Source organism: Stenotrophomonas sp. X, from assembly GCF_055721025.1.
Map to the genome: position 1 here is coordinate 1,066,655 of NZ_CM146756.1, position 25,257 is coordinate 1,091,911.

Annotated in this window: 25 protein-coding genes; 7 read left to right on the forward strand and 18 right to left on the reverse strand. The window is 67.9% G+C overall.

Annotated elements, in window-relative coordinates; translation table 11 throughout:
• Positions 1-11: 11 nt before the first annotated feature.
• Positions 12-1,070: a phosphoribosylformylglycinamidine cyclo-ligase gene (gene purM, locus ACZ75I_RS04910; RefSeq protein ID WP_061480735.1), complete on the reverse strand. Its 1,059-nt coding sequence runs from the start codon at positions 1,068-1,070 to the stop codon at positions 12-14.
• Positions 1,071-1,169: 99 nt separating this feature from the next.
• On the opposite strand from purM, the gene ACZ75I_RS04915 reads away from it, so the two are divergent.
• The 3 genes from ACZ75I_RS04915 to hda are packed head-to-tail and all read left to right on the forward strand — an operon-like array spanning position 1,170 to position 4,182.
• Positions 1,170-2,309, forward strand: a complete 1,140-nt coding sequence (locus ACZ75I_RS04915; RefSeq protein ID WP_061480734.1) for a DUF2066 domain-containing protein — start codon at positions 1,170-1,172, stop codon at positions 2,307-2,309.
• Positions 2,306-3,475 carry an AI-2E family transporter gene (locus ACZ75I_RS04920; protein WP_005415573.1) on the forward strand — a complete coding sequence of 390 codons (1,170 nt, stop codon included), beginning with the start codon at positions 2,306-2,308 and terminating at the stop codon, positions 3,473-3,475. Before ACZ75I_RS04915 ends, ACZ75I_RS04920 begins: the two co-directional genes overlap by 4 nt.
• Positions 3,475-4,182 (forward strand): DnaA regulatory inactivator Hda, encoded by a 708-nt coding sequence (gene hda / locus ACZ75I_RS04925; protein WP_053500213.1) that lies wholly within the window; start codon positions 3,475-3,477, stop codon positions 4,180-4,182. The genes ACZ75I_RS04920 and hda overlap by 1 nt, the downstream gene beginning before the upstream one ends.
• Positions 4,183-4,761: 579 nt before the next feature.
• Here hda and murU read toward each other — a convergent pair.
• The 4 genes from murU to ACZ75I_RS04945 all read right to left on the reverse strand — a co-directional run bounded on the left by murU (position 4,762) and on the right by ACZ75I_RS04945 (position 8,391).
• On the reverse strand, positions 4,762-5,472 hold the full coding sequence (gene murU / locus ACZ75I_RS04930) for an N-acetylmuramate alpha-1-phosphate uridylyltransferase MurU (RefSeq protein ID WP_472958768.1): 711 nt from the start codon (positions 5,470-5,472) through the stop codon (positions 4,762-4,764).
• Complete coding sequence (locus ACZ75I_RS04935) at positions 5,469-6,494, reverse strand: aminoglycoside phosphotransferase family protein (protein WP_472958769.1); 1,026 nt, start codon at positions 6,492-6,494, stop codon at positions 5,469-5,471. The genes murU and ACZ75I_RS04935 overlap by 4 nt, the downstream gene beginning before the upstream one ends.
• A 64-nt stretch (positions 6,495-6,558) precedes the next feature.
• Entirely contained in the window at positions 6,559-6,828 is a 270-nt protein-coding gene (locus ACZ75I_RS04940; RefSeq protein WP_061479236.1) for a GlsB/YeaQ/YmgE family stress response membrane protein, read from the reverse strand.
• A 69-nt stretch (positions 6,829-6,897) separates the two neighbouring features.
• Entirely contained in the window at positions 6,898-8,391 is a 1,494-nt protein-coding gene (locus ACZ75I_RS04945; RefSeq protein WP_061479235.1) for a M20 family metallopeptidase, read from the reverse strand.
• A 199-nt stretch (positions 8,392-8,590) separates the two neighbouring features.
• Here ACZ75I_RS04945 and ACZ75I_RS04950 point away from each other — a divergent pair, with 199 nt between their 5' ends.
• The 4 genes from ACZ75I_RS04950 (at position 8,591) to ACZ75I_RS04965 (ending at position 11,741) form a co-directional block, all read left to right on the forward strand.
• The gene (locus tag ACZ75I_RS04950) at positions 8,591-8,917 is read left to right on the forward strand and encodes a ComEA family DNA-binding protein (protein WP_032953992.1); all 327 of its coding nucleotides are present in this window, start codon (positions 8,591-8,593) and stop codon (positions 8,915-8,917) included.
• A gap of 352 nt (positions 8,918-9,269) precedes the next feature.
• The gene (locus ACZ75I_RS04955; RefSeq protein WP_180869107.1) at positions 9,270-10,355 is read left to right on the forward strand and encodes a L,D-transpeptidase; all 1,086 of its coding nucleotides are present in this window, start codon (positions 9,270-9,272) and stop codon (positions 10,353-10,355) included.
• A 17-nt stretch (positions 10,356-10,372) separates the two neighbouring features.
• A complete protein-coding gene (locus ACZ75I_RS04960) occupies positions 10,373-11,098 on the forward strand; it encodes a murein L,D-transpeptidase catalytic domain family protein (RefSeq protein WP_061479233.1) in 726 nt (241 codons plus the stop codon).
• A 34-nt stretch (positions 11,099-11,132) separates the two neighbouring features.
• Positions 11,133-11,741, forward strand: coding sequence for a HutD/Ves family protein (locus ACZ75I_RS04965; protein WP_180869105.1), 609 nt, complete (start codon positions 11,133-11,135; stop codon positions 11,739-11,741).
• 50 nt (positions 11,742-11,791) lie between these two features.
• Here ACZ75I_RS04965 and ACZ75I_RS04970 read toward each other — a convergent pair whose 3' ends face one another.
• The 13 genes from ACZ75I_RS04970 to ACZ75I_RS05030 form a co-directional block, all read right to left on the reverse strand.
• Complete coding sequence (locus ACZ75I_RS04970; RefSeq protein WP_180869103.1) at positions 11,792-13,396, reverse strand: sulfite reductase subunit alpha; 1,605 nt, start codon at positions 13,394-13,396, stop codon at positions 11,792-11,794.
• The gene (locus ACZ75I_RS04975) at positions 13,393-14,364 is read right to left on the reverse strand and encodes an FAD:protein FMN transferase (RefSeq protein WP_472958770.1); all 972 of its coding nucleotides are present in this window, start codon (positions 14,362-14,364) and stop codon (positions 13,393-13,395) included. Before ACZ75I_RS04975 ends, ACZ75I_RS04970 begins: the two co-directional genes overlap by 4 nt.
• Before the next feature lie 52 nt (positions 14,365-14,416).
• Positions 14,417-15,220, reverse strand: a complete 804-nt coding sequence (locus tag ACZ75I_RS04980) for a DUF4198 domain-containing protein (RefSeq protein ID WP_061479230.1) — start codon at positions 15,218-15,220, stop codon at positions 14,417-14,419.
• Positions 15,221-15,336: 116 nt separating this feature from the next.
• The gene (locus ACZ75I_RS04985) at positions 15,337-15,855 is read right to left on the reverse strand and encodes a DUF2271 domain-containing protein (protein ID WP_154350356.1); all 519 of its coding nucleotides are present in this window, start codon (positions 15,853-15,855) and stop codon (positions 15,337-15,339) included.
• Positions 15,856-15,895: 40 nt separating this feature from the next.
• Positions 15,896-16,534 (reverse strand): PepSY-associated TM helix domain-containing protein, encoded by a 639-nt coding sequence (locus tag ACZ75I_RS04990; RefSeq protein ID WP_180869099.1) that lies wholly within the window; start codon positions 16,532-16,534, stop codon positions 15,896-15,898.
• Positions 16,535-16,700: 166 nt separating this feature from the next.
• A complete protein-coding gene (locus ACZ75I_RS04995; RefSeq protein ID WP_472958771.1) occupies positions 16,701-19,121 on the reverse strand; it encodes a TonB-dependent receptor domain-containing protein in 2,421 nt (806 codons plus the stop codon).
• A gap of 145 nt (positions 19,122-19,266) precedes the next feature.
• A complete protein-coding gene (locus ACZ75I_RS05000) occupies positions 19,267-19,668 on the reverse strand; it encodes a hypothetical protein (protein ID WP_180869095.1) in 402 nt (133 codons plus the stop codon).
• Between the two features lie 164 nt (positions 19,669-19,832).
• Positions 19,833-20,510 (reverse strand): Fe2+-dependent dioxygenase, encoded by a 678-nt coding sequence (locus tag ACZ75I_RS05005; RefSeq protein ID WP_069139012.1) that lies wholly within the window; start codon positions 20,508-20,510, stop codon positions 19,833-19,835.
• 10 nt (positions 20,511-20,520) lie between these two features.
• The gene (locus ACZ75I_RS05010) at positions 20,521-21,240 is read right to left on the reverse strand and encodes a tetratricopeptide repeat protein (RefSeq protein ID WP_180869091.1); all 720 of its coding nucleotides are present in this window, start codon (positions 21,238-21,240) and stop codon (positions 20,521-20,523) included.
• A 68-nt stretch (positions 21,241-21,308) separates the two neighbouring features.
• A complete protein-coding gene (locus ACZ75I_RS05015) occupies positions 21,309-23,600 on the reverse strand; it encodes a TonB-dependent receptor (RefSeq protein ID WP_472958772.1) in 2,292 nt (763 codons plus the stop codon).
• Between the two features lie 155 nt (positions 23,601-23,755).
• Positions 23,756-24,160 (reverse strand): hypothetical protein, encoded by a 405-nt coding sequence (locus ACZ75I_RS05020; RefSeq protein WP_472958773.1) that lies wholly within the window; start codon positions 24,158-24,160, stop codon positions 23,756-23,758.
• Positions 24,161-24,334: 174 nt separating this feature from the next.
• Positions 24,335-24,667 (reverse strand): non-heme iron oxygenase ferredoxin subunit, encoded by a 333-nt coding sequence (locus ACZ75I_RS05025; RefSeq protein ID WP_005415593.1) that lies wholly within the window; start codon positions 24,665-24,667, stop codon positions 24,335-24,337.
• Entirely contained in the window at positions 24,664-25,203 is a 540-nt protein-coding gene (locus tag ACZ75I_RS05030) for a GNAT family N-acetyltransferase (protein ID WP_065177925.1), read from the reverse strand. The genes ACZ75I_RS05025 and ACZ75I_RS05030 overlap by 4 nt, the downstream gene beginning before the upstream one ends.
• Positions 25,204-25,257: the final 54 nt, after the last annotated feature.

Here is a 25,257-nt window from a genome sequence, read left to right on the forward strand (position 1 = left end):
CGGGGTCGGGTTCAGCCGATGCGGACGCGTTCGGCGCCTTCGGCGGTGACCACCTGGCCGATGGTCCAGTGCTCCAGGCCCTGCGCCTTGACCGCCTCGGACACCGCAGCCACCTGGTCCGGCGCGACGATCAGCACGAAGCCGATGCCGCAGTTGAAGGTGCGCCACATCTCGCTGTCGGCCACCGCGCCTTCCTTCTGCAGCCACTGGAATACCGGCGGCAGGGTCCAGGACGAGGCCTGGATGTCCAGGCCGAGGCCGTCGGGCACCACGCGGATGATGTTCTCGGTCAGGCCGCCACCGGTGATGTGGGCCATGCCGTGGATGGCGTCGCCGTGCGACTTCAGCAGCGACAGGATCGGCTTCACGTACAGGCGGGTCGGTGCCATCAGCGCATCAACCAGCTTCACGCCACCTTCCAGTTCCAGGTCGGCCGGGCGGCCGGCGCGGTCGTAGATGCGGCGCACCAGCGAGTAGCCATTGGAATGCGGGCCGGACGAGGCGATGCCGATCAGCACATCGCCGGCGGCCACGCTGGCGCCGTCCTTCAGCTCGCTCTTCTCGACCGCAGCCACCGTGAAGCCGGCCAGGTCGTACTCGCCCGGGGCGTACATGTCGGGCATTTCAGCGGTTTCACCGCCGATCAGCGCGCAGCCGGCCTCGGTGCAGCCGTTGGCGATGCCGCCCACCACCGCTGCGGCGGTGTCGATGTCCAGCTTGCCGGTGGCGAAGTAGTCCAGGAAGAACAGCGGCTCGGCGCCCTGCACCAGCACGTCGTTCACGCACATCGCGACCAGGTCGATGCCGATCGTATCGTGGCGGTTCAGCTGGTGGGCCAGCTTCAGCTTGGTGCCCACGCCGTCGGTACCCGACACCAGCACCGGCTCGCGGTATTTGTTGGACAGGTCGAACAGGGCGCCGAAGCCGCCCAGGCCGCCCATCACTTCCGGGCGGAAGCTGCGCTTGACCAGGGGCTTGATCCGCTCGACCAGCGCGTTGCCGGCGTCGATGTCGACACCCGCGTCACGGTAGGTGAGGGGGGAGGGGGCGGAAGACGGGGTGTTGGTCACGGGCGTCGGCGCTGGCAGGGGTTGAACGAGCGATTTTAACAGGCCGCATTGGCGCAAAGGCCGTATTCGGGCAACAATTCCCCCGGATTCGTCGAGCCAATGGATGTCCTGATGCGCCGCAGCCTGATTCTGACCCTGCTCCTTGCACTGAGCCTGCCGGTGGCCACGATGGCCCAGAGCGGCCTGCGCACCGAGGGAGATGTTGCCACCGCCTCGGGTGCGTACGAGGCCGAAGTGCCCGTCAACAGCCAGGCCGAAGCCGATCGCAACGGCGCCCTGGCCCGTGCCCTGAGCGTGGTGCTGGGCAAACTGTCGGGCGACCGCAACGTGATGTCCCGCCCCGGCGTGGTGCAGGCGCTGCGCAACGCCAAGGACTACGTGGCCAGCTACGACTACAAGCAGGACCAGAGCGTGGGCGCCAGCGGCGCGCCGAGCTTCAGGACCCTGCTGGTGGCCCGCTTCCGCGAGGATGACGTCGACTCGCTGGTCTCGGCGCTGGGCCTGCCGCTGTGGCCGCAGCCGCGGCCGAAGCCGGTGGTGTGGTTGGCCGTCGACGACGGCAGTGGCCCGCGCCTGGTCAGCGTGCAGCAGGCCAACGCCGCCCGCCCGCTGCTGAACCGCGCCATCGAGCGGGGTTACAAGCTGGGCCTGCCCAGCGGCGGTGCCGCCGAACAGGCGCTGGCCGGTGCCATCTGGCGCCAGGACAGTGCCGCCGTGGCCCGCGCCTCGTCGCGCTACTCGCCGCCGATGCAGCTGATCGGCAAGCTCTACCGCGCCAACGGCGGCTGGCAGGCGGACTGGGTGTTCGTCGACAACGGCCGTGAGCTGAACAAGTGGACCAGCAAGGACGCCAACGCCATGCGCGCGATGGCCGCCGGTGCCGACGGCGCCGCCGACGCGCTGGTCAGGCGCTATGCCAAGGCGGGTGCCGCCGTCGGCCAGGCCGGGACCTACCGCGTGGTGGTCACCGGCATCAACAGTGCCGACGACTACCTGCGCCTTGCCGCCGGGCTGCGCGAGGTGCCGGTGGTGCGCAACGTCACCCCGCTGCACGCTTCGGCCGGCCAGCTGGAGCTGAGCCTGGAGATGACCACCGGCCTGGCCGGCTTCAACCGCATGCTGGGCGACAACGGCGTGCTGGTGCCCAGCGCGACGCTGCCGGCCCTGCCGACCCCGATCGATGACACCACCGGTGCCCCGGTGGCCGCGCCGGTCAGCAACGAGTACCGTTTGCGATGACCCTGACCCCGGAAGCCGAAATCGCGCAGTTCCTGCGCCGCCTGAAGTACATCCTGTTCGCCGGCCTGGTCGGCTGGGTGGTGTGGCTGCTGGCACCGATCCTGACCCCGTTCGTGCTGGCGCTGGCGCTGGCGTGGCTGGGCGACCCGCTGGTGGACCGCATCGAGGCCACCGGCCGTTCGCGCATGACCGGCGTGGTGCTGGTGTTCGCGGCGATGGTGCTGGTGATCGTGGCGCTGCTGCTGGTGCTGGTGCCGATGATCGAGCGCCAGATCACCACCCTGATCGCGGTCGCGCCGCAGGCACAGGCGTGGCTGATGGAGAAGGGGATCCCCTGGTTCGAGCAGAAGACCGGCCTGGAAGTGATGCAGTGGCTGGATCCGGACCGCCTGATCGAATGGGTGCGCAGCCACTGGCAGCAGGCCGGCGGCTTCGCCACCACATTCATGGGCTACGTCTCGCGTTCGGGCTTTGCGATGGTGACCTGGGTGGTCAACATCCTGCTGCTGCCGATCCTGGCGTTCTATTTCCTGCGCGACTGGGACAAGCTGGTCGAGCGGGTGGCGTCGGTCATTCCGCGCAACCAGATCGGCACCATCAGCGCGTTGGCGCGCGAGTCCAACGAGGTGCTGGGCGCGTTCATCCGCGGACAGTTCCTGGTGATGCTGGCATTGGGCGTGATCTATGCCGGCGGCCTGTCGCTGGTCGGCCTCAAGCTGGGCTTGCTGATCGGCCTGATTGCCGGCCTGATCAGCTTCATACCGTACCTGGGCGCGACCACTGGCGTGCTGATGGCGGTGATCGCGGCACTGGTGCAGGCGCAGGGCTTCGACCTGAAGCTGCTGATCCTGGTGGGCGTGGTGTTCACCGTGGGCCAGCTGCTGGAAAGCTACGTGCTGACCCCGCGTATCGTCGGCGACAAGATCGGCCTGCACCCGGTGGCAGTGATCTTTGCGGTGATGGCCGGCGGCCAGCTGTTCGGCTTCCTCGGCATGCTGCTGGCGCTGCCGGTGGCGGCGGTGACCAATGTTCTGCTGCGCTATGCGCATCAGCGCTACCGACAGAGCGAGCTGTACGTGGGCGAGAAGCCGGCGATCGTGCTTGATGGCGTAGTGGACGCCCCCCATATCATCGTTCCGAACGACAAGGGCCCCGACCTGAAGTGATGGGTGTGCCGCAACTGCCGCTGGCCCTGCATTACCCGCGGGACCAGCGCCTGGAGACCTTCATCGGCGCGCCGGATGGCGCGCTGGCGCAGCTGCGCGCGATCGCGGTTGGCGCCAGCCACGACTGGGTCTACCTGGAAGGTGCGGCGGGCACCGGCAAGACCCACCAGGCGCTGGCGATGTGCTCCAGCGCCGAGCAGGCCGGGCGCCTGCCGACGTACGTGCCACTGGCCAGCGCCGCCGGCCGCGTTCGTGCAGCGCTGGATGGGCTGGACGCACGCGAACTGGTGGCGCTGGACGGGCTGGACGAGGTTGCCGGCAATCGCGAGGACGAGATCGCGCTGTTTGATTTCCACAACCGCGCGCGCGCTGCAGGTGTAACCGTGCTGTACACGGCGCAGAAGGCGCCGGGCGAGCTGGGCCTGGTGCTGCCGGACCTGCGTTCGCGGCTGGGCCAGTGCGTGCGCGTGCTGCTGCAGCCGCTGGATGAGGAAGGTCGTGCTGCGGTGCTGCGCGAGCGTGCACTGCGACGCGGCCTGGCCATCGACGAAGCGGCCATCGAATGGCTGCTGTCGCACACCGGCCGTGAGCTGGGTGGATTGATCACCCTGCTGGACTGGCTGGACCGCGAATCGCTGGCGGCGAAGCGGCGGATCACCGTGCCGTTCCTGCGCCAGGTGCTGGAAGAAGGCCGGCCTCGTTACTGAGGGTGGGGTTTGTTGGCAGGGCTGCGCCCTGCACCCGCAGAAGCAACGTCAACGTCAAAAGCTGGCTATCCGTGGGATGGTGGGGTGGGTCCGGTTGCGGGGGACGCTGCAAGTACGTCCATGTAAGCTCGGTCGCCGCATCCATGCGGCTCACGCCCCCGCAACCGGACCCACCCCGCCTTCGACAGGTTCCCGCGATCTGCCGGGACTGCGTACTGCACTGCTGACGGCTGTTGGTGGGTGTCGACCTTGGTCGACACCAGAGCAAGCGCAGCGAAGCGACCCGCTTTTGCTTTTCTTTTTTCTTTTCCGTGGCTGGACGCCCACGGAAACTGTCAGAGGCCGGGCGGGTGGGCCATGCAGCGGCGTTGCACCATGGATGGCGCCATCGAGCTTACAGGGGTGAGGGCGCTTTGCTTGCGAAGCACTGCTTCGCAAGCGCCCGAACGCACAGCCGCCAGCGGCTGGGCCGGGCCCCGGAGGGGGACTTGCAGCGTCCCCTGTGCAGCCCACCCCGCCCGGCCAGCTCACAATGACAGTCGACTAACAGTCGACTCTACGCGTCCAGCCACGAGGGGCTCAGCCGTTCGCCGCCAGCTCCACATCCAGCGCGCGCAGGCGATCCACGGTCCCGACATCGGTCCAACGCCCCCGATGGTGCTGCCCCGTCATCAACCCCTGCGCCATGAAATGCTTCTGCAGCGGCACCACCGAGAACCTCGGCGGCAGCCGCTCGCTGCCCGGCGCATCGCCGATCACCGCGCGCCAGTCGGCCACGATCGAGGGGCGGTACACGCCGATGCCGGCATAGGTCAGGCATGGCCCTGCGCGGTCGTGGTGCAGCAGGCCCTGTGCATCCAGCCGATAGTCACCGTTCGGGTGCTGAACCGGATTGTCGACCAGCACCAGATGTGCCTGGCCCTGCGGCTCGCGCGGCAGCGTGGCGAAATCGAAATCGGTCCAGATATCGCCGTTCACCACCAGGAACGGGGCATCGCCCAGCACCGGCAGTGCATTGAGGATGCCGCCGCCGGTTTCCAGCGGGCTCTGCCCTTCGTAAAGGAAATGCAGGCGCAGGCCCCACTGGCTGCCATCACCCAGCGTCGTTGGGAACTGCTCGGCCAGCCACGCGGTGTTGACCACTACCTCGCGTACGCCGAGCGCCGCCAGGCGCTCCAGGTGCCAGACGATCAGTGGCTTGCCGGCCACTTCCAGCAGCGGCTTGGGTGTGTGCAGGGTCAGCGGGCGCATGCGCTCGCCGAGCCCGGCGGCAAAGACCAGCGCCTTCATCGGGCCACGCGCATCGGTGCGCCCAGTTCGGCCAGCGCCGGCTTGATGCGGTTTTCCAGCAGCTGCTGCAGAGGCGCCAGCTCGCGATAGCGTGGCAGCACTTCATCCAGATAGCCGATGAAGCGCGGTGCGTCGTCCAGGTAATGGCCCTTGTTGTCGCGGTAGCGCAAGCGGCAGAACAGGCCGAGGATCTTCACGTGGCGCTGGATGCCCATCCAGTCGGCATCGCGTAGGAAGGTGGCGCGGTCGGGCACCGGCAGGCCGGCGTCGCGCGCGCGTTCGTGGTACTGCGCCAGCCACTCGTCAACGCGCTGCAGCGGCCAGCTCAGGAACGCGTCCTTGAACAGGCTCACCGCGTCGTAGGCGATCGGGCCACGCACCAGGTCCTGGAAATCCAGCACCGCGGGGCCGTCGTCGACCGGCATCAGGTTGCGCGGCATGTAATCGCGGTGGGTCATCAGCTGGGCCTGGCCCAGCGCGTTGTCCATCAACCGGCGATGCACCAGCTGTAGCACCTCGAGCTCACCGCAGTCCAGTTCCAGGTTCAGGTGACGCTGCAGGAACCATTCGTCGAACAGGCCGGCATCGCGCTGCAGCAGCGCTTCGCCGAACTGGCCGAAGTCGGCCGGTACCGGAATCGCCTGCAGGCGCAGCAGCTGTTCGATCGAGCGGCCGAACCATTCGTCAGCATTGCGCTCGTCGAGGATCCTGGCCAGGGTCGGGCCGCCGAGATCTTCCAGCAGCAGGAAGCCGGCATCCAGGTCCTGCGCGAGCAGCATGGGCACGCGCAGACCGTTGTCGTGCAGCAGGCCGCGCATGCGCAGCCACGGCCGCGGATCTTCCAGCCCCGGCGGGGCGTCCATCACGATGTGGCTGCCGCGCGTGCTGGTGGTGCGCCAGTAGCTGCGCATGCCGGCATCGACCGAGGCGCGTTCGACCACCGCGTTGGCATCATCGAGCTGGGTACGGGCCCACTGCAGGCGCTGCGCGCTGCGCTGGGGATCGGAGGCGGGTTCGGTCATGCAGGCATATCCGGGCGCGCCGGGCGCGCCAACGTCGGGAACAGGAAGGGAAGGAGGGACGGGGTCAGCGACGGCCGCTGAACAGGCGCAGCACGGCCAGTACGGCCACCGCACCCACTACCGCACCGAGGAAGCCGGCCGGCTCACCGGGGGCGTACCAGCCCATGTACTGGCCGAACCAGCCGGCCAGCAGGGCACCGAGAATGCCCAGCACGATGGTCAGCAGGCAGCCCATGCGGTTGTTGCCGGGCATGAAGAAACGCCCGAGCAGGCCGACCAAGAAGCCGACCAGCAGGATGTACAACCAGCTGCTGCTGCCGAACAGACCATTCATGCGCGCGGATTCCGCTTGAGTGTGGACGCAGCCTAGCAAGGCCAGGCTGCGTCCGTCACCGGTGCCGGATCAGCAGCAGCCGTGGTCGCCGTGGCGGGTGCCGCTGTCGGCAGCCACCGGCGAACCGCTGGTCTCGCCACGCAGGCTGGCGGCGTAGTGCTCGCTGATCACCTTGGACACGCAGGCGGTGACCTTCTTGCCCATCGGGATGTGCAGGAACTCATTCGGGCCGTGCGCATTGGAGTGCGGGCCGAGCACGCCGGTGATCATGAACTGCGCACCCGGGAACTTCTCACCGAGCATGCCCATGAACGGGATCGAGCCGCCTTCGCCCATGTACATCGCCGGCTTGCCGAAGAAGGCCTGGCTGGCATCGTCGATGGCCTGGGTCAGCCACGGCGCCATGGCCGGGGCGTTCCAGCCGGTGGAGGCTTTTTCCAGGTCCAGGGTGACCTGCGCGCCGTTCGGCGGGTCGCGCAGCAGCGCTTCCTTCAGCAGCTCGCCGCAGGTCTTGCCATCGGCGGTCGGCGGCAGGCGCAGCGACAGCTTCACCGAGGTCTGCGGGCGCAGCACGTTGCCGGCCGATTCCAGCGGCGGCATGCCGCCCACGCCGGTGACCGACAGCGCCGGGCGCCAGGTGCGGTTGAGCACCAGCTCGGTCAGGTCCTCGTTCATCGGACGCAGGCCGTCGACCATGGGGAACTTCTCGAAGATCTCGGTATCCACCACTTCGGCCGCGCGCCTGGCCTGTTCCAGGCGTTCGGCCGGGATTTCCACGTTCATGCCGTCGATCAGGATACGGCCGGTGTCCTGGTCCTCGATGCGCGACAGCAGCTGGCGCAGCAGGCGGAAGCTGGACGGCACCACGCCGGAGGCATCGCCGGAGTGCACGCCTTCGTTGAGCACCTTCACAGTGAAGTTGCCGCCGGTCAGGCCGCGCAGCGAGGTGGTGCACCACAGCTGGTCGTAGTTGGCGCAGCCCGAATCCAGGCAGACCACCAGCGAGGGCTTGCCGATGCGCTCGGCCAGGTGGTCGACGTAGGCCGGCAGGTCGTAGCTGCCGGACTCTTCGCAGGCCTCGATCAGCACCACGCAGCGGGCGTGCGGCAGGCCCTGGGCCTGCAGCGCCAGCACGGCGGCCAGCGAGCCGAAGATGGCGTAGCCGTCGTCCGCACCGCCGCGGCCATACAGCTTGTCGCCGCGAAGGACCGGCGTCCACGGGCCGAGATCGTCATCCCAGCCAGTCATTTCCGGCTGCTTGTCCAGATGGCCGTAGAGCAGGATGGTGTCGTCGCCGGTTTCGGCGCCGGTCGCGGGAATTTCCAGGAAGATCAGCGGCGTACGGCCTTCCAGGCGCACCACTTCAACCTTCAGGCCGGGCAGCTGCTGGGCCCTGGCCCAGTTCTCCATCAGGGTGACCGCCTGTTCCATATAGCCGTTCTGCACCCAATTGGCGTCGAACATCGGCGACTTGTTGGGAATGCGGATGTAGTCGACCAACTGCGGGACGATTTCGCTGTCCCACTTGTCATTGACGAATTGGCCGAGCTTGGCGCTGTCCATCTGAAACTCCGGTTGCATGGGCTGATCCGGCCATTCTACGCCTGTGCCACGGGTAGGGTTTTTCCTACATCACGTCGGGTATTTGGCTGGCTTACGGAAATCCGGGAAACCGATAGGCTGTGCACATGTGGTGACGGACACTGTTCCTGCCGACGGGATTGCCGGTCGGGGCGGCCAGAATCACAGGGAGATACACGTCGTGCCTTGGAGTGTCGTGTTGAGGGCACTGGTGCTGGTAGTGGGGATCGCTGGGGCGCATGCCGCCGAACCGATCGACATCAACCGCGCCGATGCCCAGGCGCTGCAGCAGGGATTGACGATGGTCGGGGCCGCCAAGGCCGAGGCGATCGTCGAGCACCGGCGCAGACACGGCCCGTTTCATCGCGTCGAGGACCTGGCGCAGGTGAAGGGGATAGGGAAAGCGATCGTCGAACGGAATCGACAGCGGATCACCGTAGGCAACAGGTTGTTGCCGGCGGATCCGGTACCCGGATCGGTACCGGTGCGGACCGTACCCAGGCGCTGACAGCAGGAATCGTCGGAACCGGCAGGAGGCTGGTTCACCGGTCGCGGACAGGAAGGCCGTGACCACCGACCGCCGCAGGACGCGGCACCAATCACCAGGATGGTGGCATCACAGACCTGTGGAAGGGGCTGAGATACAAACAGGACAGACGCGGCCGCGTGCAGGATGCAACGCTACCCCCACAGCGCAGGATGCGAGGGGGCGGCAGCAGGCCGACAAGGACGTAACGATTGCCCGGTACGACACATGGCTGTGTCGCCGGGCAGTTTCATTTCCGGCGCCTGGTTTTGCCGCGGCCACCACGGGCCGATGGTGTACGGTGGCCGCTCTGCATGGAAAGGACCCGCGCTGGATGCTTCCGCACCGCCCCACGACCCTGATGCTCGCCCTTGCACTGGCCCTGCCGCTGCTGGCCCATGCCGCTGCGACGACACCGGCTGCCAAGCCCGCAGCCGCCACCGCCGGCACCGCCGAGGTACGCGGGCCGACCGACCTGAAGCCGGGCGAATACCTGTGGCATCCGGAAATCTCGCCGACCGGCCCGATCGTGCTGGTGGTCAGCCTCGATGAGCAGCGTGCCTACGTCTACCGCAACGGTATTGCCATCGGCCTGACCACGATCAGCTCGGGCAAGGCCGGGCACGAGACACCGACCGGCGTGTTCACCATCCTGCAGAAGGACAAGGACCACAGGTCCAACCTCTACAACAGCGCGCCGATGCCTTACATGCAGCGGCTGACCTGGGATGGCATCGCCCTGCATGGCGGCAGCCTGCCCGGGCATCCGGCCTCGCACGGCTGCGTGCGCCTGCCGCAGGCCTTCGCGCAGAAGCTGTTCAGCGAAACCCAGCGTGGCGATACCGTCGTGGTGGCCGATGCCAAGAGCTCGCCGATGACCCTGGCCTATCCGTCAGTGCTGGCGCCGGTCAATGCACGCGGCCAGGCCCTGCCGGAGACGGAGGGTGGGGCGTCGGCACAGGCCTGGTGGAACGACAGCGCGGCGCCGGCCGGGCAGGTCGGCATCCTGGTCAGCCTGCACGACCAGCGCCTGTACGTGCTGCGCGATGGCGTGATGATCGGCGAGTCGCCGCTGAAGGCCGACGCGCTGCCGGCCTTCCAGGGCACCACCCTGTTCGTGATGGGGCAGGGTTACAGCGATACGCCCAGCCCGCTGGACGCGAACCAGCGCCTGCACCAGTGGACGGCCTACCCGTTGCTGGGCCAGGACCGCGCCCAGGCCACGCCGGACCTGCTGGCCACGCCCTCGCTGCCGATGGCGCTGCCGGCCGAGTTCGCCCGCCAGCTGTACCGGGTGCTGGTGCCAGGCACGACCCTGCTGGTGACCTCGCTGCCGGCGGTCCGCCCAAGCCTGGCTGAATCCGGAATGCAGCCGGTCTTGGAATCCGAGCCGCCAGGGTCCACCCTCAAGGGCAACTGAGTTCCCTCGTTGTGCCCATGACTGCATCCCGCCTGTGCCGGCTGGCCGCGTTCGGCCTGCTGGCGACCTCGGCCAGCGCCCCGGCGCTGGCACAGACGCCCGCCCTCGCCACCAGTGCCGAAGATCTGGCTGCCTTGCTGTCGCGCAGTGCGCCCAAGGCCGACCGCCACGTGTTGCAGCTGGCGGCGCACGCCATGCGCTGTGCGTTGCAGCGGCCGGAGCTTGGCATCAACGGTGACCGACTGAGCGTTATCGATTACTCGCGACCGTCCACCGAGCCGCGCCTGTGGGTGTTCGACCTGGCCCACCAGCGCCTGCTGTTCGAGGAATGGGTGGCGCATGGCCGCAACAGCGGCGAGAACCGCACCGAGCACTTCTCCAACCGCGATGGCAGTTTCATGTCCAGCCTCGGCGCGTTCACCGCGCAGGAGACCTACATGGGCGGCAACGGGTATTCGCTGCGCCTGGCCGGGCTGGAACCGGGCTTCAATGACCGCGCGCGCGAACGCGCGATCGTCATCCACGGCGCGCCATATGTGAACCCGGCCACCGCGCAGCTGCAGGGGCGGCTGGGCCGCAGCCTGGGCTGTCCGGCGGTGCGCCTGTCGGTGGCCAAGCCACTGATCGATGCGTTGCGTGGCGGCACGATGGTGTTCGCCTATTACCCCGACCAGGACTGGTTGAAACACTCGCAGCTGCTGGCCGGCGGGTGCGGCGGCCAGGGCACGCTGGCCACGCGGTGATGCACGATGGCGCGCGGCGTGATGCAATGCGCCGATGAACATCGACTCCCTGCTGCACACTCCGAGCCAGGTCATTTCCCGCCTGGACTATCGCCGCGAACGCTGGCGGAATGGACTTGGCTGGACCCGCGAGATCCTGCGCCTGCCTGCGCAGGGGAATGACTGGGCGCTGCGCCTGTCGGTGGCCGAGATCGAGCTGGACGCGGCGTTCTCCGCGTTTCCCGGTGTGGAGCGTGAGCTGGTGCTGCTGCAGGGCAATGGCGTGCGCCTGCGCTTCGAGGATGGCCGCGTGGCCGAAGTCCTGCCGCCGCATGGGCGCGTGCGCTTTGCGGGCGAGGAAACGCTGCACGGCGAACTGGTCGACGGCACCACCCACGACTTCAACCTGATGTGGAAGCGCGACCTGCTGCAGGCCGAACTACTGCATCGGCCGCTGGTGGGCTCGATGTTCTTTTTCTGCGAACCAGGCGTGGCCTGGGCGCTTTACCTGTTGGCCGGTCATGCCGAATTTGGGGCTGACAGTGGTCTGCCGCCGATGCACGCTGGCGATACCGCGTGGTTGGCGGCCGGTGAACGGCAAAGGAATGCGTTGCAGGGCGGGGGCGAGTTGCTGGCGATCCGGGTCAGTGCGGCGGCGGGATGATTCCTCGGCGCCGGTGGGCGCTATCCACGCCATGCGTGGACGCGGTGAGCTCAATACACATCGCGCCGGTAACGACCGGCCAGCAGTAGCGCTTCCTTGTCCGCAGTCCCGAGCACCTGCTCGATCACCGCATCCACCGCCGGGGCCATGCCCTGCAGGCTGCCGCAGACCAGGATCGTCGCGCCTTCATCCACCCACTGCCGCAGTGTTGCTGCTTCGGCCAGCAGGCGGTCCTGCACATAGCGATGCATACCGCCATCGCGGCTGAACACTGCATCCAGCCGCGCCAGCGTGCCGTCTTCCAGCATTGCCTGCAGCTCTTCGCCAAAATGGAAGTCATGCGCAGCAGTGCGCTCACCGAACAGCAGCCAGGTACGGCGCGCGCCACTGCGTACGCGTTCGTGCAGGTGCGCGCGCAGGCCGGCGATGCCGGTGCCGTTGCCGATCAGCAGCAGCGGTACCTCGGCGGCGACGCCGTGGAAATTGTCGTTGCGGCGCAGGCGCAGCTGCACCGGCTCGCCGATGACTGCATGGTCGCACAGCCAGCCGCTGCCGATGCCAGGCGTGCCGTCCGCGCGCAGCTGGCGACGCAGCAGCAGCTCCACCGCGCCGTCGGCCATCACCGAGGCGATGGAGTACTCGCGATGCGGCAGCGGCTGCAGGGTCGCCAGCAATGCGGGCAGATCACCCGGGGGAACCAATGAAGGCAGGTGCGAGCGCGCGACGCGTGCCAGCAACGTCTGCCCGTCATCCAGCACCCTGTCCGCATCGAAGCGCTGTGCGTCCAGCCAGGCACGCACGGTGTGCGACGCATGCTGCGGGCCGATCTCGGCGATGTCGCCGGCCTGCCACTGCACATCTGCGCCGGCCGGTGGCCGCAGGCGCAACCAATACACTGGACCGCCGGGGCTGCCCGGGTTCAGATGTTCGCGCTGCAGCAGCGTCCACGGCTGGTATTCGGCCGGGCTCCAGTCGGGCAGTTCACTGGCGCCGCCGCCGAGTTGTCCCAGCAGCTGTTGCCAATGACGAAGCGCTGCCGGATCGGCGTTGTCGACCTCGATCGCATCGAACAGCGGATGCGCGCCGTGCTGGCGCAGCCATTGGTCAAGCTGGTGGCCGAATCCGCAGAAGTGGCCGTAGCTGCGGTCGCCCAGTGCGAGCACGCCGTAGTGCAGGTGCTGCAGTGAAGGCGGCGAGACCATGACATCGCGCAGGAACGGCAGTGCGTGGTCAGGTGGATCGCCTTCGCCGGTGGTGCTGGCGATGAACAATGCACGCTGGCTGCTGGCCAGCAAGGCGGCGTCGACCTCATGCAGACCGCGCACGCGCACCGGCACGCCGGCACCACGCAATGCCTCGGCACTGCGTTCGGCCAGGTCGCGGGCAAAACCGGTCTGGCTGGACCAGACCAGCAGGATCGGCGCGGCGTCAGCGGAGGCGGCATCGTCGCGCGGGCGCCCACGCCACCACAGTGCGGCGCAGGCCAGCGCATACAACGCCGTAGCGAGCACCGCGATCTGCGACTGCCGCGCTGGTGGCGCGCCCTGCCACCAGGCTTCGCCGAGATGCAGGCGCAGCAACGCCGAACCGATCAGCGCCAGCAGAAGCAGGACCAGGGCGTTGCCGAGCCAGGCGCGTGACGGCCGGGTGCTCATGCATCCTGCTCGTCGAGCAGGCGCTGGAAGGCGCTGCTGAGGAACTCCCGCGCGCCGTCCGCTGCACGCTGCAGGTAGCGTGCAGCCAGGCCTTCGCGCTCGGCCAGTGCCATGCCCTGTTCGCGACCAAGGACGGTCAGTGCGGTGGCCCAGGCATCAGCATGCATCGCGTCGTCTGCCACCACGGTGACCGCTGCGGCGACCTGGCGGACCGGCCTGCCGCTGCGCGGGTCGAGGCTGTGGCTGTAGACCTCGCCATCGGCCTGGTACTGATGCCAGCGATCGCCGGAGGTGGCGACCGCCTTGCCATCCAACGCCAGCACCCGCAGTGGTGTTTCGCTGTGCGCGTCTTCTTCGGGTGCGGATTCCACCAGCACGCGCCAGGGATGGCCATCCGGTTTGCGGCCGTAGCCGGCCAGCTCGCCGCCGACTTCGATCAGCGCTGCCGCAATGCCTTGCCCATGCAGCCAGGCAGCCACGTGATCGACGCCGAAGCCCTTGGCGATCGCAGAGAGATCCAGTTCCAGTCCACCCGGTTGCAGCAGCGCATCGCCCTGCCACTGCAGGCGCCGCCAACCGCAACGCTCACGCGTGGCCTGCAGGGTAGCGTCGTCGGGCGGGCGGCGTTCGCCGGCGTGTGCACCGAAGCCCCACAGCGCAACCAGCGGACCGACGGTGGGGTCAAAGGCGCCGTCACTGGCGGCAGCGATGGCCTGTGCGCGGGCCAGAACGTGGCGGGTCTCGGCCGGCAACACGCACCATTGGCCCGCGTTGGCGCGGTTGTAGCGACTCAGGTTCGAGCCGGGCTCCCATGTGCTCATCTGCGCCACCACCGCATCCAGCCGCGCCTGGATGCCGGCATGCAGTGGGTGCAGGTCGCGCTGGCGCGGCGCGACCAGCGACACGCTCCAGGTGGTGCCCATGGTGGTGCCGCCGAGGCGGGCGATGTCGAGCTGGGGATCAGTCATGGTGATGCGTCGTGGCGGCGATGCCGGGGTGTGCCCGACATCGTGGTCCACATCACTGCGGCAGCACTTCCAGCGTGGCGACGTAGCTCAGGCGGCGCTTGGCGGCCTGCTTCACCGAGGTCTTGTTGTCTTCGGTGCCGGTTTCCAGCCAGTACATGCCGGCTTCCGGCCAGGTCACCTTGATCTCGCCCTTGGCGTCGCTGGTGAGCTTCAGTTCGTCCTGTGCGTTGCGGTAGCGGGTGGCGCCCCGCACGATCTCGAACTCCAGGCCAGCGGTCGGCTTGCCATCGACCAGCACGCGGAAGGTTGCTTCCTCGCCGGCGAACAGGTCGTTCGGGTGGCCAACAGCGACCAGCTCGATACCCCGGTTGGTCGGCTTCAGCGCGGTATCGTTCGGTGCACCGTTGGTGACGAAGGTCTCCACGCGGCCCACCGACTGGCTCAGTTCCAGCTTCTTCGCGTCCTTGGGCAGTTCGCCAAGGGTCGCCACGCTGCCGCGCCAGCGCTTGCGCTCGCCGTTCTGCTCGTAGGTGGCGAACAGGCCGTCATTGACCGACGCGATGCGGTAGGTGCCTGGCTGCTTCAGTTCGATGTCGAACACGCTGCGGTACTTGCCGGTGGCCGCGTTCTGCGGCTGCACGGTGCTGCCGTCCGGCGCGGTGATCACCAGCGATTCCAGTCGCAGCGGCACGTGGTTGAAGTAGAACAGGTCGTTGGAGACCGCACCGTCGACGGTGACCCACGGTGCGTTGCCGGCGAGCACGGTCTGCGAGGGCAGCAGCCAGGCCTTGTGGGCCAGGGCGGAGAAGGGAAGGGCAGCGGCCAGGGCGGCGGCGAGGACGAGCGTGCGCTTCATGCGGAAGACTCCAGGGACGTTGGGTGGATGGGGTCAGGGCCCTTCCTGCGGAAGGGATCCGACCCCGGGGTCGGATCCCTTTCCAACGGAAAGGGCCCTGACCCCGGAACAAACGGTCAGGGTTTGACGGACAGGGTGACCTGGCCCAGTTCGGTGGCGCCCTGCGCCTTGCCGCTCTGCGCGGCGGTGGCCGGCCAGGTGAAGGGGATCTTCAGCAGTTCGCGGCCGCCGACTTCGCGCACCGCCTCCACCACCAGGGTGTAGTTGCCCGGGGCCAGCTGCTTCAGTGCCGGCTGCCTGTCGTTGAACGACAGCGCGTGCTTGCCGGCCGGGCGGGTCGGGCCGGTCACGCCGTCCACCGGCACCTGCAGGGTGCGGCCGCTCTTGCGCCACCACTGGCGCAGGTCGGGCAGCCACTTGGTGCCGTGGCCTTCGCTGTTGCTGGTCTGCTGGTACCAGACCGACAGGTTGGCCGCGACCTTCTGGTCGGCGCCTTCCAGCCACACCGCCACATACGGGCGGTGGTATTCGGCCACGTTGAGCTTGGGCACTTCGACGTTGATGTCGAGGGTGGTGGCATAGGCCGGCGAGGTGGCCAGCAGGCCGCTGAGGGCGATGGTCAGGGTGACGCGCATGGGGCGGCTCCGGAGGAACGGATGGAATTCACGGTGGAAGTCAGTGGATCAGCAGCAGGGCGATCAACAGCGGGATCATCAGGCCGAGGCCGACCAGCGGCCAGGTCATGCGCCGTTGCCGCGCATGCAGGTGCAGCAGGAACAGGCCGGTGATGCAGAACACCAGGCAGGCCACGGCGAACAGGTCCAGGAACCAGCCCCATGCGGGGCCTGCGTTGCGGCCCTTGTGCAGGTCGTTGAGGTAGGAGACCACGCCGCGCGAGGTCGATTCGTACTCCACCGCGCCGGTTTCGCGGTCGATGCTCAGCCAGGCGTCGCCACCGGGGCGCGGCAGCGACAGGTAGATCTCCTCGGCCGACCACTCGGCCGGGCGTCCACCGATGGCGATGCCCAGCTGCGTGTCCAGCCAGTGCCGGGCCGGGCGCGGAATCGGCGCGTTGCCGTCCTCGCGCGTGCCCAGCTGGCCCAGCAGCTCGGCCGGCAGTTCCAGATGCTGGTTCTGCACCTCGGGCTTGGCCTCGATCTTCGCGGCATGGTTGAGAGTCAGGCCGGTCACCGCGAACAGCAGCATGCCGATCAGGCACACCGCCGAGCTGATCCAGTGCCACTGGTGCAGCGTCCGCAGCCAGAAGCCACGGTTCTGTTGCTGCTGCACGGTGGAAAGGGCGGGACGGCTCACGGCACGGTTCGAGGCGGACGGGGACTGCCCATTACATCATTGATGAGAATAGCTCGCAATTGCGTATCGTTCTGTATCCCGGAGCTATTTCGGGTTGCCGGCCAGCGGCCGGCACTACCGATCGGTAGATCCACGCCATGCGTGGAGCAGGAGCAGAGCGCGGCGATCAGAACTTCGCGTTCAGCGAAATCCAGTAGCTGCGGCGCTGGTCCTTGGTCGCATAGTCGTCCACGCAGTTGAATTCGCTCTGGCTGATCAACAGGCACGACTGCGAGACGAAATCCTTGTCGAACAGGTTGTTGACCCGTGCGTTCACCGTCAGCCAGGGCGTGGCCTTCCAGCTGCCACCGAGATGGAAGATCGTGTAGTCCTCGTAGTAGCGGGTGTGGCTGGCGCCGTTGGCGTCCAGCAGCGTGTCGCGGTAGCGGTCGTAGCGGCCCTCGCCGATCAGCGACAGGCTGACCGCTTCGTTGACCTGCCAGTTGAGGCTGGCGTTGGCCATGTGTTTTGCCGGCATGGTGCCGCTGATCGGCAGCCCCTTCTGTGCGCCACTGGTCTGCTCGCTCTTGGTCCAGGTGTAGTTGCCGCGCAGCTGCAGGGTGTCGAGCAGGTCGACGTGCGCGGCCAGTTCGGCACCCCGCGTTTCAGCCTTGTCGATGTTCACGCTCTGGGTGAAGGTGCTGTAGCCCAGTGCGGCCCAGCCCGGGCCGATGTCCACGCAGTAGCCGCTGCCGGCGCGCGCCACTTCGCAGTTGGGGAAGGTGCCGCCGCTGGCGATCTTGTCTTCGAACGTGTTGAAGAAGCCGGTGACGTTGAAGCCCCAGCGCTGGCCCTCGTAGTAGGCGGCCAGCTCGTAGTTGGTGCTGGTTTCAGGCTTGAGGTTCGGCGAACCGACCAGTGGCAGCACGCCCTGGCCACCGAAGCCGGTGATGCCCGGGAACAGCTGGTCCGGTCGCGGGGTCTTGTAGCCGGTGCTGACGCCGCCCTTGAAGGTCCACGCATCGCTGGCGTTCCACACCAGGTAGCCACGCGGGCTGACGTGGCTGCCGAACACGTTGTGGTCGTCGTAGCGCAGGCCGAAGGTGGCGGTGAGGGTGTCGGTCAGCGCCCAGTTGTCCTCGGCAAACAGCGCCCACATGCGGTGTTTCTGCTTGACGTTGCTGCGGTAGCCGGCGCCATCCATGCCGAACACACCGTCGACCATGTCAGTGTTGTTGTACTGGCCACCCACCGTCAGCGTGTGCGCGCCGAAGTCCAGGTCGAGCATCGTGTCGAGCACGTAGCCTTCCAGTTCCATGCTGCGCAGCGGGCGCGGCAGGAACGCCTGCAGGCGCGCCGTCTCACTCGGGTTGAGGGCGGCCAGGGCGTTGCCTCGGCCGGCCGCACAGTGGTTGGCGGCGCCAGTGCGGCGGCAGACGTCATTCCACAGCGTCTGCAGGTTGGCGCGCTCGTCCAGGGTCAGCGGCAGCGAACGACCCAGGTTGTTGCTCTTGCTGTGGGTCAGTGAGGTCTGCCAGGTGCCGAAGCTGTAGCGGCCCTGGTGGGTCAGCGACAGCTGATCGCGCTCGTAGCGCTGGTAGGCGGTGTAGCCCACGCGCGGCTGCACCACGCGACGGGTGACGGTGCCGCTGCCGTTCGGGTTGGGAATGATCGCATTGCCGACGCGCCACAGGCTGGCCAGGCTGTCGAGGGTGCCGGTCTGGCCTTCGCTGTTGTCGTATTTCTGCCGCGACACGTCGTAGTCCAGCCACAGTTCGTGATCGTCGTTGATGCGGAAGTCCAGGCGCACACCGGTGTTCCAGTTGGTGTTGGCGACCGACTTGCCGCCACCGCCGAAGCCGATGCTGCGCTCCCACGGCGTACCGTCGGGAAGGGTCAGTGCATCCCATTCCGGGTTCGATGCCTTGGCATCGTAGTAGCTGCCGCGTACCGCCAGGCTGAGGCGGTCCTTCAGCAGTGGGCCGCTGAGGTAGAGGTCGGTGGTGCGCGCATCACCGAACTGGTCGTCCTGCTGCACGGTGAAGCCTTGGGTCACCGAGCCGTGCCAGCTGTCCTGGTTGCGGCGGGTGATGATGTTGATGACGCCGCCCATCGCGTCCGAGCCGTACAGCGTGGACATCGGCCCGCGCACGACTTCGATGCGTTCGATCGCCTCCAGTGGCGGCAGGTAGGCGAACTGGCCGCCACCGAAGTTGTTCGGGTAGATCTGGCCGACATTGCTCTGGCGACGGCCGTCGATCAGCACCAGGGTGTACTCGGACGGCAGGCCGCGCATCGACACGGTGGCGCGGCCGTTCTTGTCGGTCGCTTCCAGGCCCACGTCGATGCCTTCGACGTCGCGCAGCGCATCGACCAGGCTGGTATACGGGCGCTTGCTCAGTTCCTCGCGGCTGACCACGCTGATGCTGGCCGGGGCATCGATCACCTTCTGTTCGAAGCCGGAGGCGGTGACCACCACCTTGTCCAGCGTCTGCGGGGCGCCGGCGGCGTCACCGTGGGCGAAGGCGGGGCTGGCGAAAGCCGCCAGCACGGCGCTGGTCAGCAGGGTACGGGACAGGGACGAACGGACACGATGGCGCTGGGCCATGGCAGTTACCTCGAAGAATGCAGGGTGGCGCGATGCCGTGCGCGAAGCGCGCGGCGGGCACGGAAGGCCCGGTCAGGGGCGACAGGGATGAAGCAGGCAGCGGCGTGCAGGCGCGACCGCGCAGGCGGTCACGCCAGGCCGTGGATCAGGCGAGCGGCGGCGCCTGGCCGCGTTGCTGGCGGCGCCCGGGCGCATCGGCCCAGGGTGTGTCCGGAGTGGCCAGCGGCCAGTCCGGGCGCACGCCGGGCATGGCCGGCGTGGCGGGTACGAGTTCGAGTTCAGTGCGCAGCCAGTGGCTGGCCAGCAGCAACGGCGGGTGTGCCTGCTCGGCCGCTTTCACCGGGGTGGAGGCACAGCGGCGCAGCTTGGCCGGCGCCTCTTCCTGCAGGGGGCTTTCGCCACCGCGCTCTTCCAGCGGCATCTGCATGGCCATTCCAGCCTGGGCCTGTGGCAGCAGGGGCAGGGTGCCCAGCAGCAACGCCAGCATCGCCACCCATGCCAGCAGGCTGGCCAGCGCCGGACGCTGGCCGCGCATGGCGGTGCCCATCTTGCGATGGCTGAGGGGGCGAGGGCGAAGCGGACGCAGCAAGCAGGGGTCCCCAGGGGTCTGCCGGCAGCGGCCGGCATCAACGGGGCGTGATTGTAATGAGAGCCGTTAGCTGTTGCAAATGAGAATGATTGCCAAAATTTCGCGGACCGGCCCGGCAAGGCTCAGACTTCGCTCCAGCGCCGCAAAAGGTTGTGGTACACGCCGGTCAGCTGCAGGATCGCCTCGGCGTCGCCGCCGGTCTGCCGCAGTCGCTCGATCGAGCCATCCATTTCCCACAACAGGCGGCGCTGCACGTCGTCGCGGATCATGCTCTGCACCCAGAAGAACGAAGCCACGCGTGCGCCACGGGTAACCGGCCGCACCTGGTGCAGGCTGCTGGACGGATACACGACCAGGTCGCCGGCCGGCAGCTTCACTTCGTGCTCGCCGTAGGTGTCGCTGATGATCAGTTCGCCGCCCTCGTACTCATCCGGCGCCGACAGGAACAGGGTGCAGGAGATGTCCGAACGCAGCTGTTCACCATTGGCGAGGTTCATCACCGCGCCATCGACATGGAAGCCGTAGGTGCCGCCGCCGCTGTAGCGGTTGAAGCGCGGTGGCAGGTACTTCAGTGGCAGCGCGGCGCTGAAGAACAGCGGGTGCCGGGCCAGCGCGACGAGGATGATCTCGCCCAGTTCGCGGCGTAGCGGCGAGGCCTCGGGCAGCTGCTGGTTGTGCTTGGCCTGCGCGCCCAGATGGCCGACGGTCTCGCGGCCATCGGTCCAGTCGGCGGCATCCAGTCGGCGGCGGAAGTCGGCCACCTGGTCGGCGCTGAGAATGTCGGGGATGTGCAGCAGCATGCGGGGCTCCTCAGAGGGACGGCGGTGCGACCAGGGCGCGCACCTGCGGATGCGGCGACGCGGCCAGTTCCGGCACGATGTGCGCCATGAACGCCGGGCTGCCGTGCGCCAGGGCGAGCCGTAGCCAGTGCACGGCCTGCTCGACCTGGCCGGCCTGCAGCAGGATCGAGGCGTAGTTGGCCTGGCCGCGGAAATCGCCGGTCTCGGCCGCGCGCCGGTACCAGCCCAGGGCGGCCTGCGGATCGCGCTCGATCTCCAGGCCGTCTTCAAGGTGGCGGGCCAGCAGGTTCATCGATTTGGCATGGCCCAGATGCGCGGCGCGGGTGTACAGGGCCAGTGCCTGCGCGCGGTCCTGGGGCACGCCGCGGCCGGTGGCCAGCAGGTTGGCCAGGTTGTACAGGCCCCAGTCCAGGCCGGTGTCGGCCGCGCGCCGGTACCACACCGCGGCCAGCGTGGGATCGGGCGTGGTGCCCTGGCCCAGCTCATGGCAGCGGCCGAGCATGTTCATCGCCATCGGCGCGCCGTTGTTGGCGGCGGTTTCGTACCAGAGCAGCGCAGCCGAGGCGTCCTGCGCGGTGCCTTTACCTTCCATGTGCATCTGCGCGAGCAGCAGCTGCGCCTCGACCTGCCCGGCCTGTGCGGCGTCGCGCACGCGTGCGAACGCAGCCTGTGGATCGTGCTGGAGCAGCTCGGCCAGGGCGTCGCTGTCGATGGGGGTACGGGTTGCCATTGGGTGAGTATCGCCGGAAACAAAAACGGCGGCAGGAGCGCCTGCCGCCGTGGTGGAGCGCCGTTACATCAGAACTTGACGTTCAGTGCCAGGGTGGCCGAGCGACCCGGGGCGATGCTCGCGTAGTGCGAGGCATAGGCCTTGGTGAAGTAGGTCTTGTCGGTCAGGTTCTGCACGTTGAGCTGCAGGCTGATGTTGTCCTGGATCGCGTAGCTGGCCATCGCGTCGAAGCGGGTGTAGCTCGGGATCCACTTGGTGTTGGCGACATCACCGTACTGCTTGTCCGAGTAGAACGCGCCGGCGCCGAGGGTCAGGCCGATCGGGAAGCGGTAGGTGGTCCACAGGTTGGCGCTGTGCTTGGCAGTGTTCGGGAACACGTTGCCGTTGTACGGCGACGGCACGTACACGTTGGACGGGCAGGTGCGGCCCACCGGTGCGCCACAGACGAAACCGTTGTCCTTCAGTTCCGAGTCCAGGTAGGTGTAGCCGCCGTACAGGCTCCAGGCGTCGGTCAGCTGGCCGGTGAAGCCCAGTTCGAAGCCGTTGATTTCCTTCTTGCCGGCATTCTGGCTGGTGCCGTTGTCGACCGTCACGCGTGCGTTGTTCATCACGGTGTGGAAGATCGCTGCGGTCAGATTCAGGCGCTGGTCGAACAGGTCCCACTTGGTGCCCAGTTCGAGGTTCTTCGTGTCCTGCGGCTTGAGGTCGGCCACGGCGGCGCTCAGGCCGTCCGAACCGTCACCACCGTCCATGCCCGGCGGGGTCGAGGAGGTGCCCCACGACAGGTAGATGCTGCCGTTGGCGGCCGGCTTGAACACCACACCGGCCTGGTAGTTCAGGAAGTCATTGCTGTTGCGCACGCGGGTCGGTGCCTTGCCGGCCACCGGAGTGGTCAGGGCGGTGCGGAAGTCGTCGTAGCGCAGGCCGAGGTTGATCATCCACTGCTCATTGAGCTCGATGGTGTCGAACACGTAGGCCGAGGTGGTCCTGGTGCGCTGCTCGACGTCCAGTGCCTTGTCGCTGCGGTACACCGAATGGGTGGCTGCCCACGGATCGCGCGGATCCGGATTGGCGAAATCGGTGCAGTTGTAACCGGTGGCCGCGCCGGTGGTCGGGCACTTGCTGTTGCCAGTGAGCGGGTTGCTGGTGCCCGGCGTCATCAGGTAGCTGCCGCGGGTCATCTTCTCGTCGCTGTATTCCACGCCAGCGCTGTAGCTGTGCTTGAGCGCGCCGGTCTGGAAGGCACCGGTCAGGCCCAGCTGGTCGGCGAAGCTCTTGACGTCGACGGCGCGGGCGTTGGTACGGCGCCACAAGGTGCCGTAGTTGTTCGGGTTGCCCTGGCTGTCGTCCGGCTGGGTCCACAGGTAATCGTTGCTGGTGTTGCCCAGGCGCGCGATGTTGCGCAGCTTGTGGCCGCCGAAATCGTAGCTGGCATCCAGCGTGCTGATGTCGGCACGGGTGCGCTGGAAGTCACGGTCGACCAGGCCGTAGTAGTTGTTGCGGTCCGGCACCATCGGGCGGCCGTCGACCCACTTCGAGGCCGGCGCACCGTTCGGGTTGCCGTAGGGGAAACCACCGGCGTCCGGCAGGTCATCGCTCTGCATGTGGTAGTGGCTGGCGATCAGCTGCGCCGGGCCGTTCAGGCCGAATGCGATCGACGGCGCGATGCCCCAGCGGCTGACATTGGCGGCGTCGCGGCCAGCGATGTCCGATTCGTGCTTCATCAGGTTCAGGCGCGCGGCGATGCCGTCGCCCAGGACGTAGTTGGCGTCCACGGTGCCGCGTGCGTAGCTGTCGGTACCGATGCCCATGCTGGCGTTGGTCTCGTTCTTCAGCTTCGGCGTCTTGCTCACCAGGTTCAGGCTGCCACCGCCGGAATCACGGCCGCCGTAAGCCGAGCTCGGGCCCTTGACCACTTCCACCTGCTCCAGGTCGAAGATCTCGCGGGTCTGCGAGCCGACGTCGCGCAGGCCGTCGACGAAGACGTTGCTCTGCGAATCGAAGCCACGGATGAAGGGGCGGTCGCCGGTCGGGTTGCCGCCTTCGCCGGCACCGAAGGTGATGCCCGGCACCATGCGCAGTGCATCCTGCAGGTTGGTCGCACCGGTTTCGGCGATCAGCTTTTCCGACACGATCGACACCGACTTCGGGGTGTCCAGCAGTTCGGCGGTGAACTTCGGCGAGGACGGATTGAACCAGCTGCCGCGCACCTGCACCTTGTCCAGGTCGGTGGCATTGCGGGAGCCGGCATCGGCGCTGTCGGCAGCCTGCGCGGCCAGCGGTGCGAAGCCGGCGGCCAGGGTGGCGGTGGCGAGCAGGGATACGCGCGGGGCGTGTTTGCGGGAGGTGATGTGGGTCATGGGCCTGGGTGGTAGTGGCTTGGATCGGGAAAGGGGGAGGGCGAGCCGGCGCAGGTGGGCGCGCGGCGACGGGCAGGAGGTGGGTTCTGTAGAACCGAGCCATGCTCGGCTGGCAGGAAACGCAATCAGGCGCACGGCAACGGCCGCAGGGCGCCTCAGCTGGCGTGCGGTGCCGGCGGTGCGTGGCCGGGGTTCAACCGCAGTGCGGGATCATGCAACTGCCAGCGCAGGGCATCGGAGCGCCACAGCGGGATACGCGCGACCAGAGCAGCGCGTGCAGGGACCAGGCCGGTGCAGGGCGAGGTGCCTTCGCCATCGAACGGAGGCTCCGGTGCTGGTACGGCGTGCTGCGGGCATTCATCGGCTGGCGGTTGCGGCAGCGGCATCGCCTGCAGCAGATCTTCAGCGTGTGCCTGCCAGCCGTGGGCAGCAGGGCCATTGCCGCGTCCTTCGTGCAGTGCCGACCAGCCCAGCAGCAGCGTCAGCAGCAGGGCCACGAGCAACGGCCACCCCTGGCGGGCGAGCCGGCACAACGTGGCAGTGGGCGCGGGCGAAGCCATGGCGCGAGGGCGGCGTCGTTACGAAGATGTTACGTAGAATAACATCAACGATAATGATTCGCATGTACGGCATGTTGCGGCACGTTGGAGCGGCCGGGGAACGCCTTGGGAGGGCCCTTGCGGGCCTCCTGCAGATCCAGCCCACGGGCGGATACCCCGAGGTCGGGGCGCGGCTCAATCCCGGTCGTCGCGCGTCCAGACGGCGTCGTGTTCGCGCTTCACCGGGAACTTGGGCACCGGGGTATAGGCCGGGGCGCACAGGGCGCGGCCATCGCGCACGTCGAAGCGCGCACCGTGCAGTACGCACTCCACGCTGCCTTCGGCGGTGTTGAATTCGCCCGAGGACAGCTCGAATTCCTCGTGCGTGCACTGGTCTTCCAGCGCGTACAGCTCGCCGTCGAGGTTGAACACCACGATCGGGGTGCCGGTCACCTCGTCGAACACGCTCTTCATTTCACCGGGCAGCAGCTCGTTGCTGGCGCACACGAAGGTCCAGGTATCGCTCACGCGGCCGCTCCGGCCAGCGGTTTTTCCAGGATCTCGAAGCGCAGGTCGTCGCGCTTGGGGATGCCGAAGCGTTCGTCGCCATACGGGAAGGGTTTCTTGATGCCGGTCCGCTGGTAGCCACGACGCTCGTAGAAGGCGATCAGTTCGTCGCGTACGTCGATCACTGTCATCTGCATCACCGGCACGTTCCATTCGCGTGCGGCGTGGGCTTCGGCGGCGTCCATCAGCTGCTTGCCGACGCCGCCGCCCTGCTGTGCGGGGTCGACCGAGAACATGCCGAAGTAGCCCTTGCCCTCAACGTCGGCAACGTGGGCGCAGGCCACAAGAACGCCTTCGCGCTCGGCCAGCAGGATGGTGGAGCGGGGGCGGTCCAGGTCGGCCTGGATGCCTTCGGCGTCGATGCGGGCGCCATCCAGCAGGTCGGCTTCGGTAGTCCAGCCCACGCGGCTGGCGTCGCCACGGTAGGCCGAGGTGACGAGGGCGATCAGGGCGGGGATGTCGGCCGGCGTGGCGGCGCGGAAGGTCAGGGTGCTCATGGGGGCATTTTAGGTGGGCAGTGGGCGGGCGCAAATGGGGGAGACCCTCGGCGG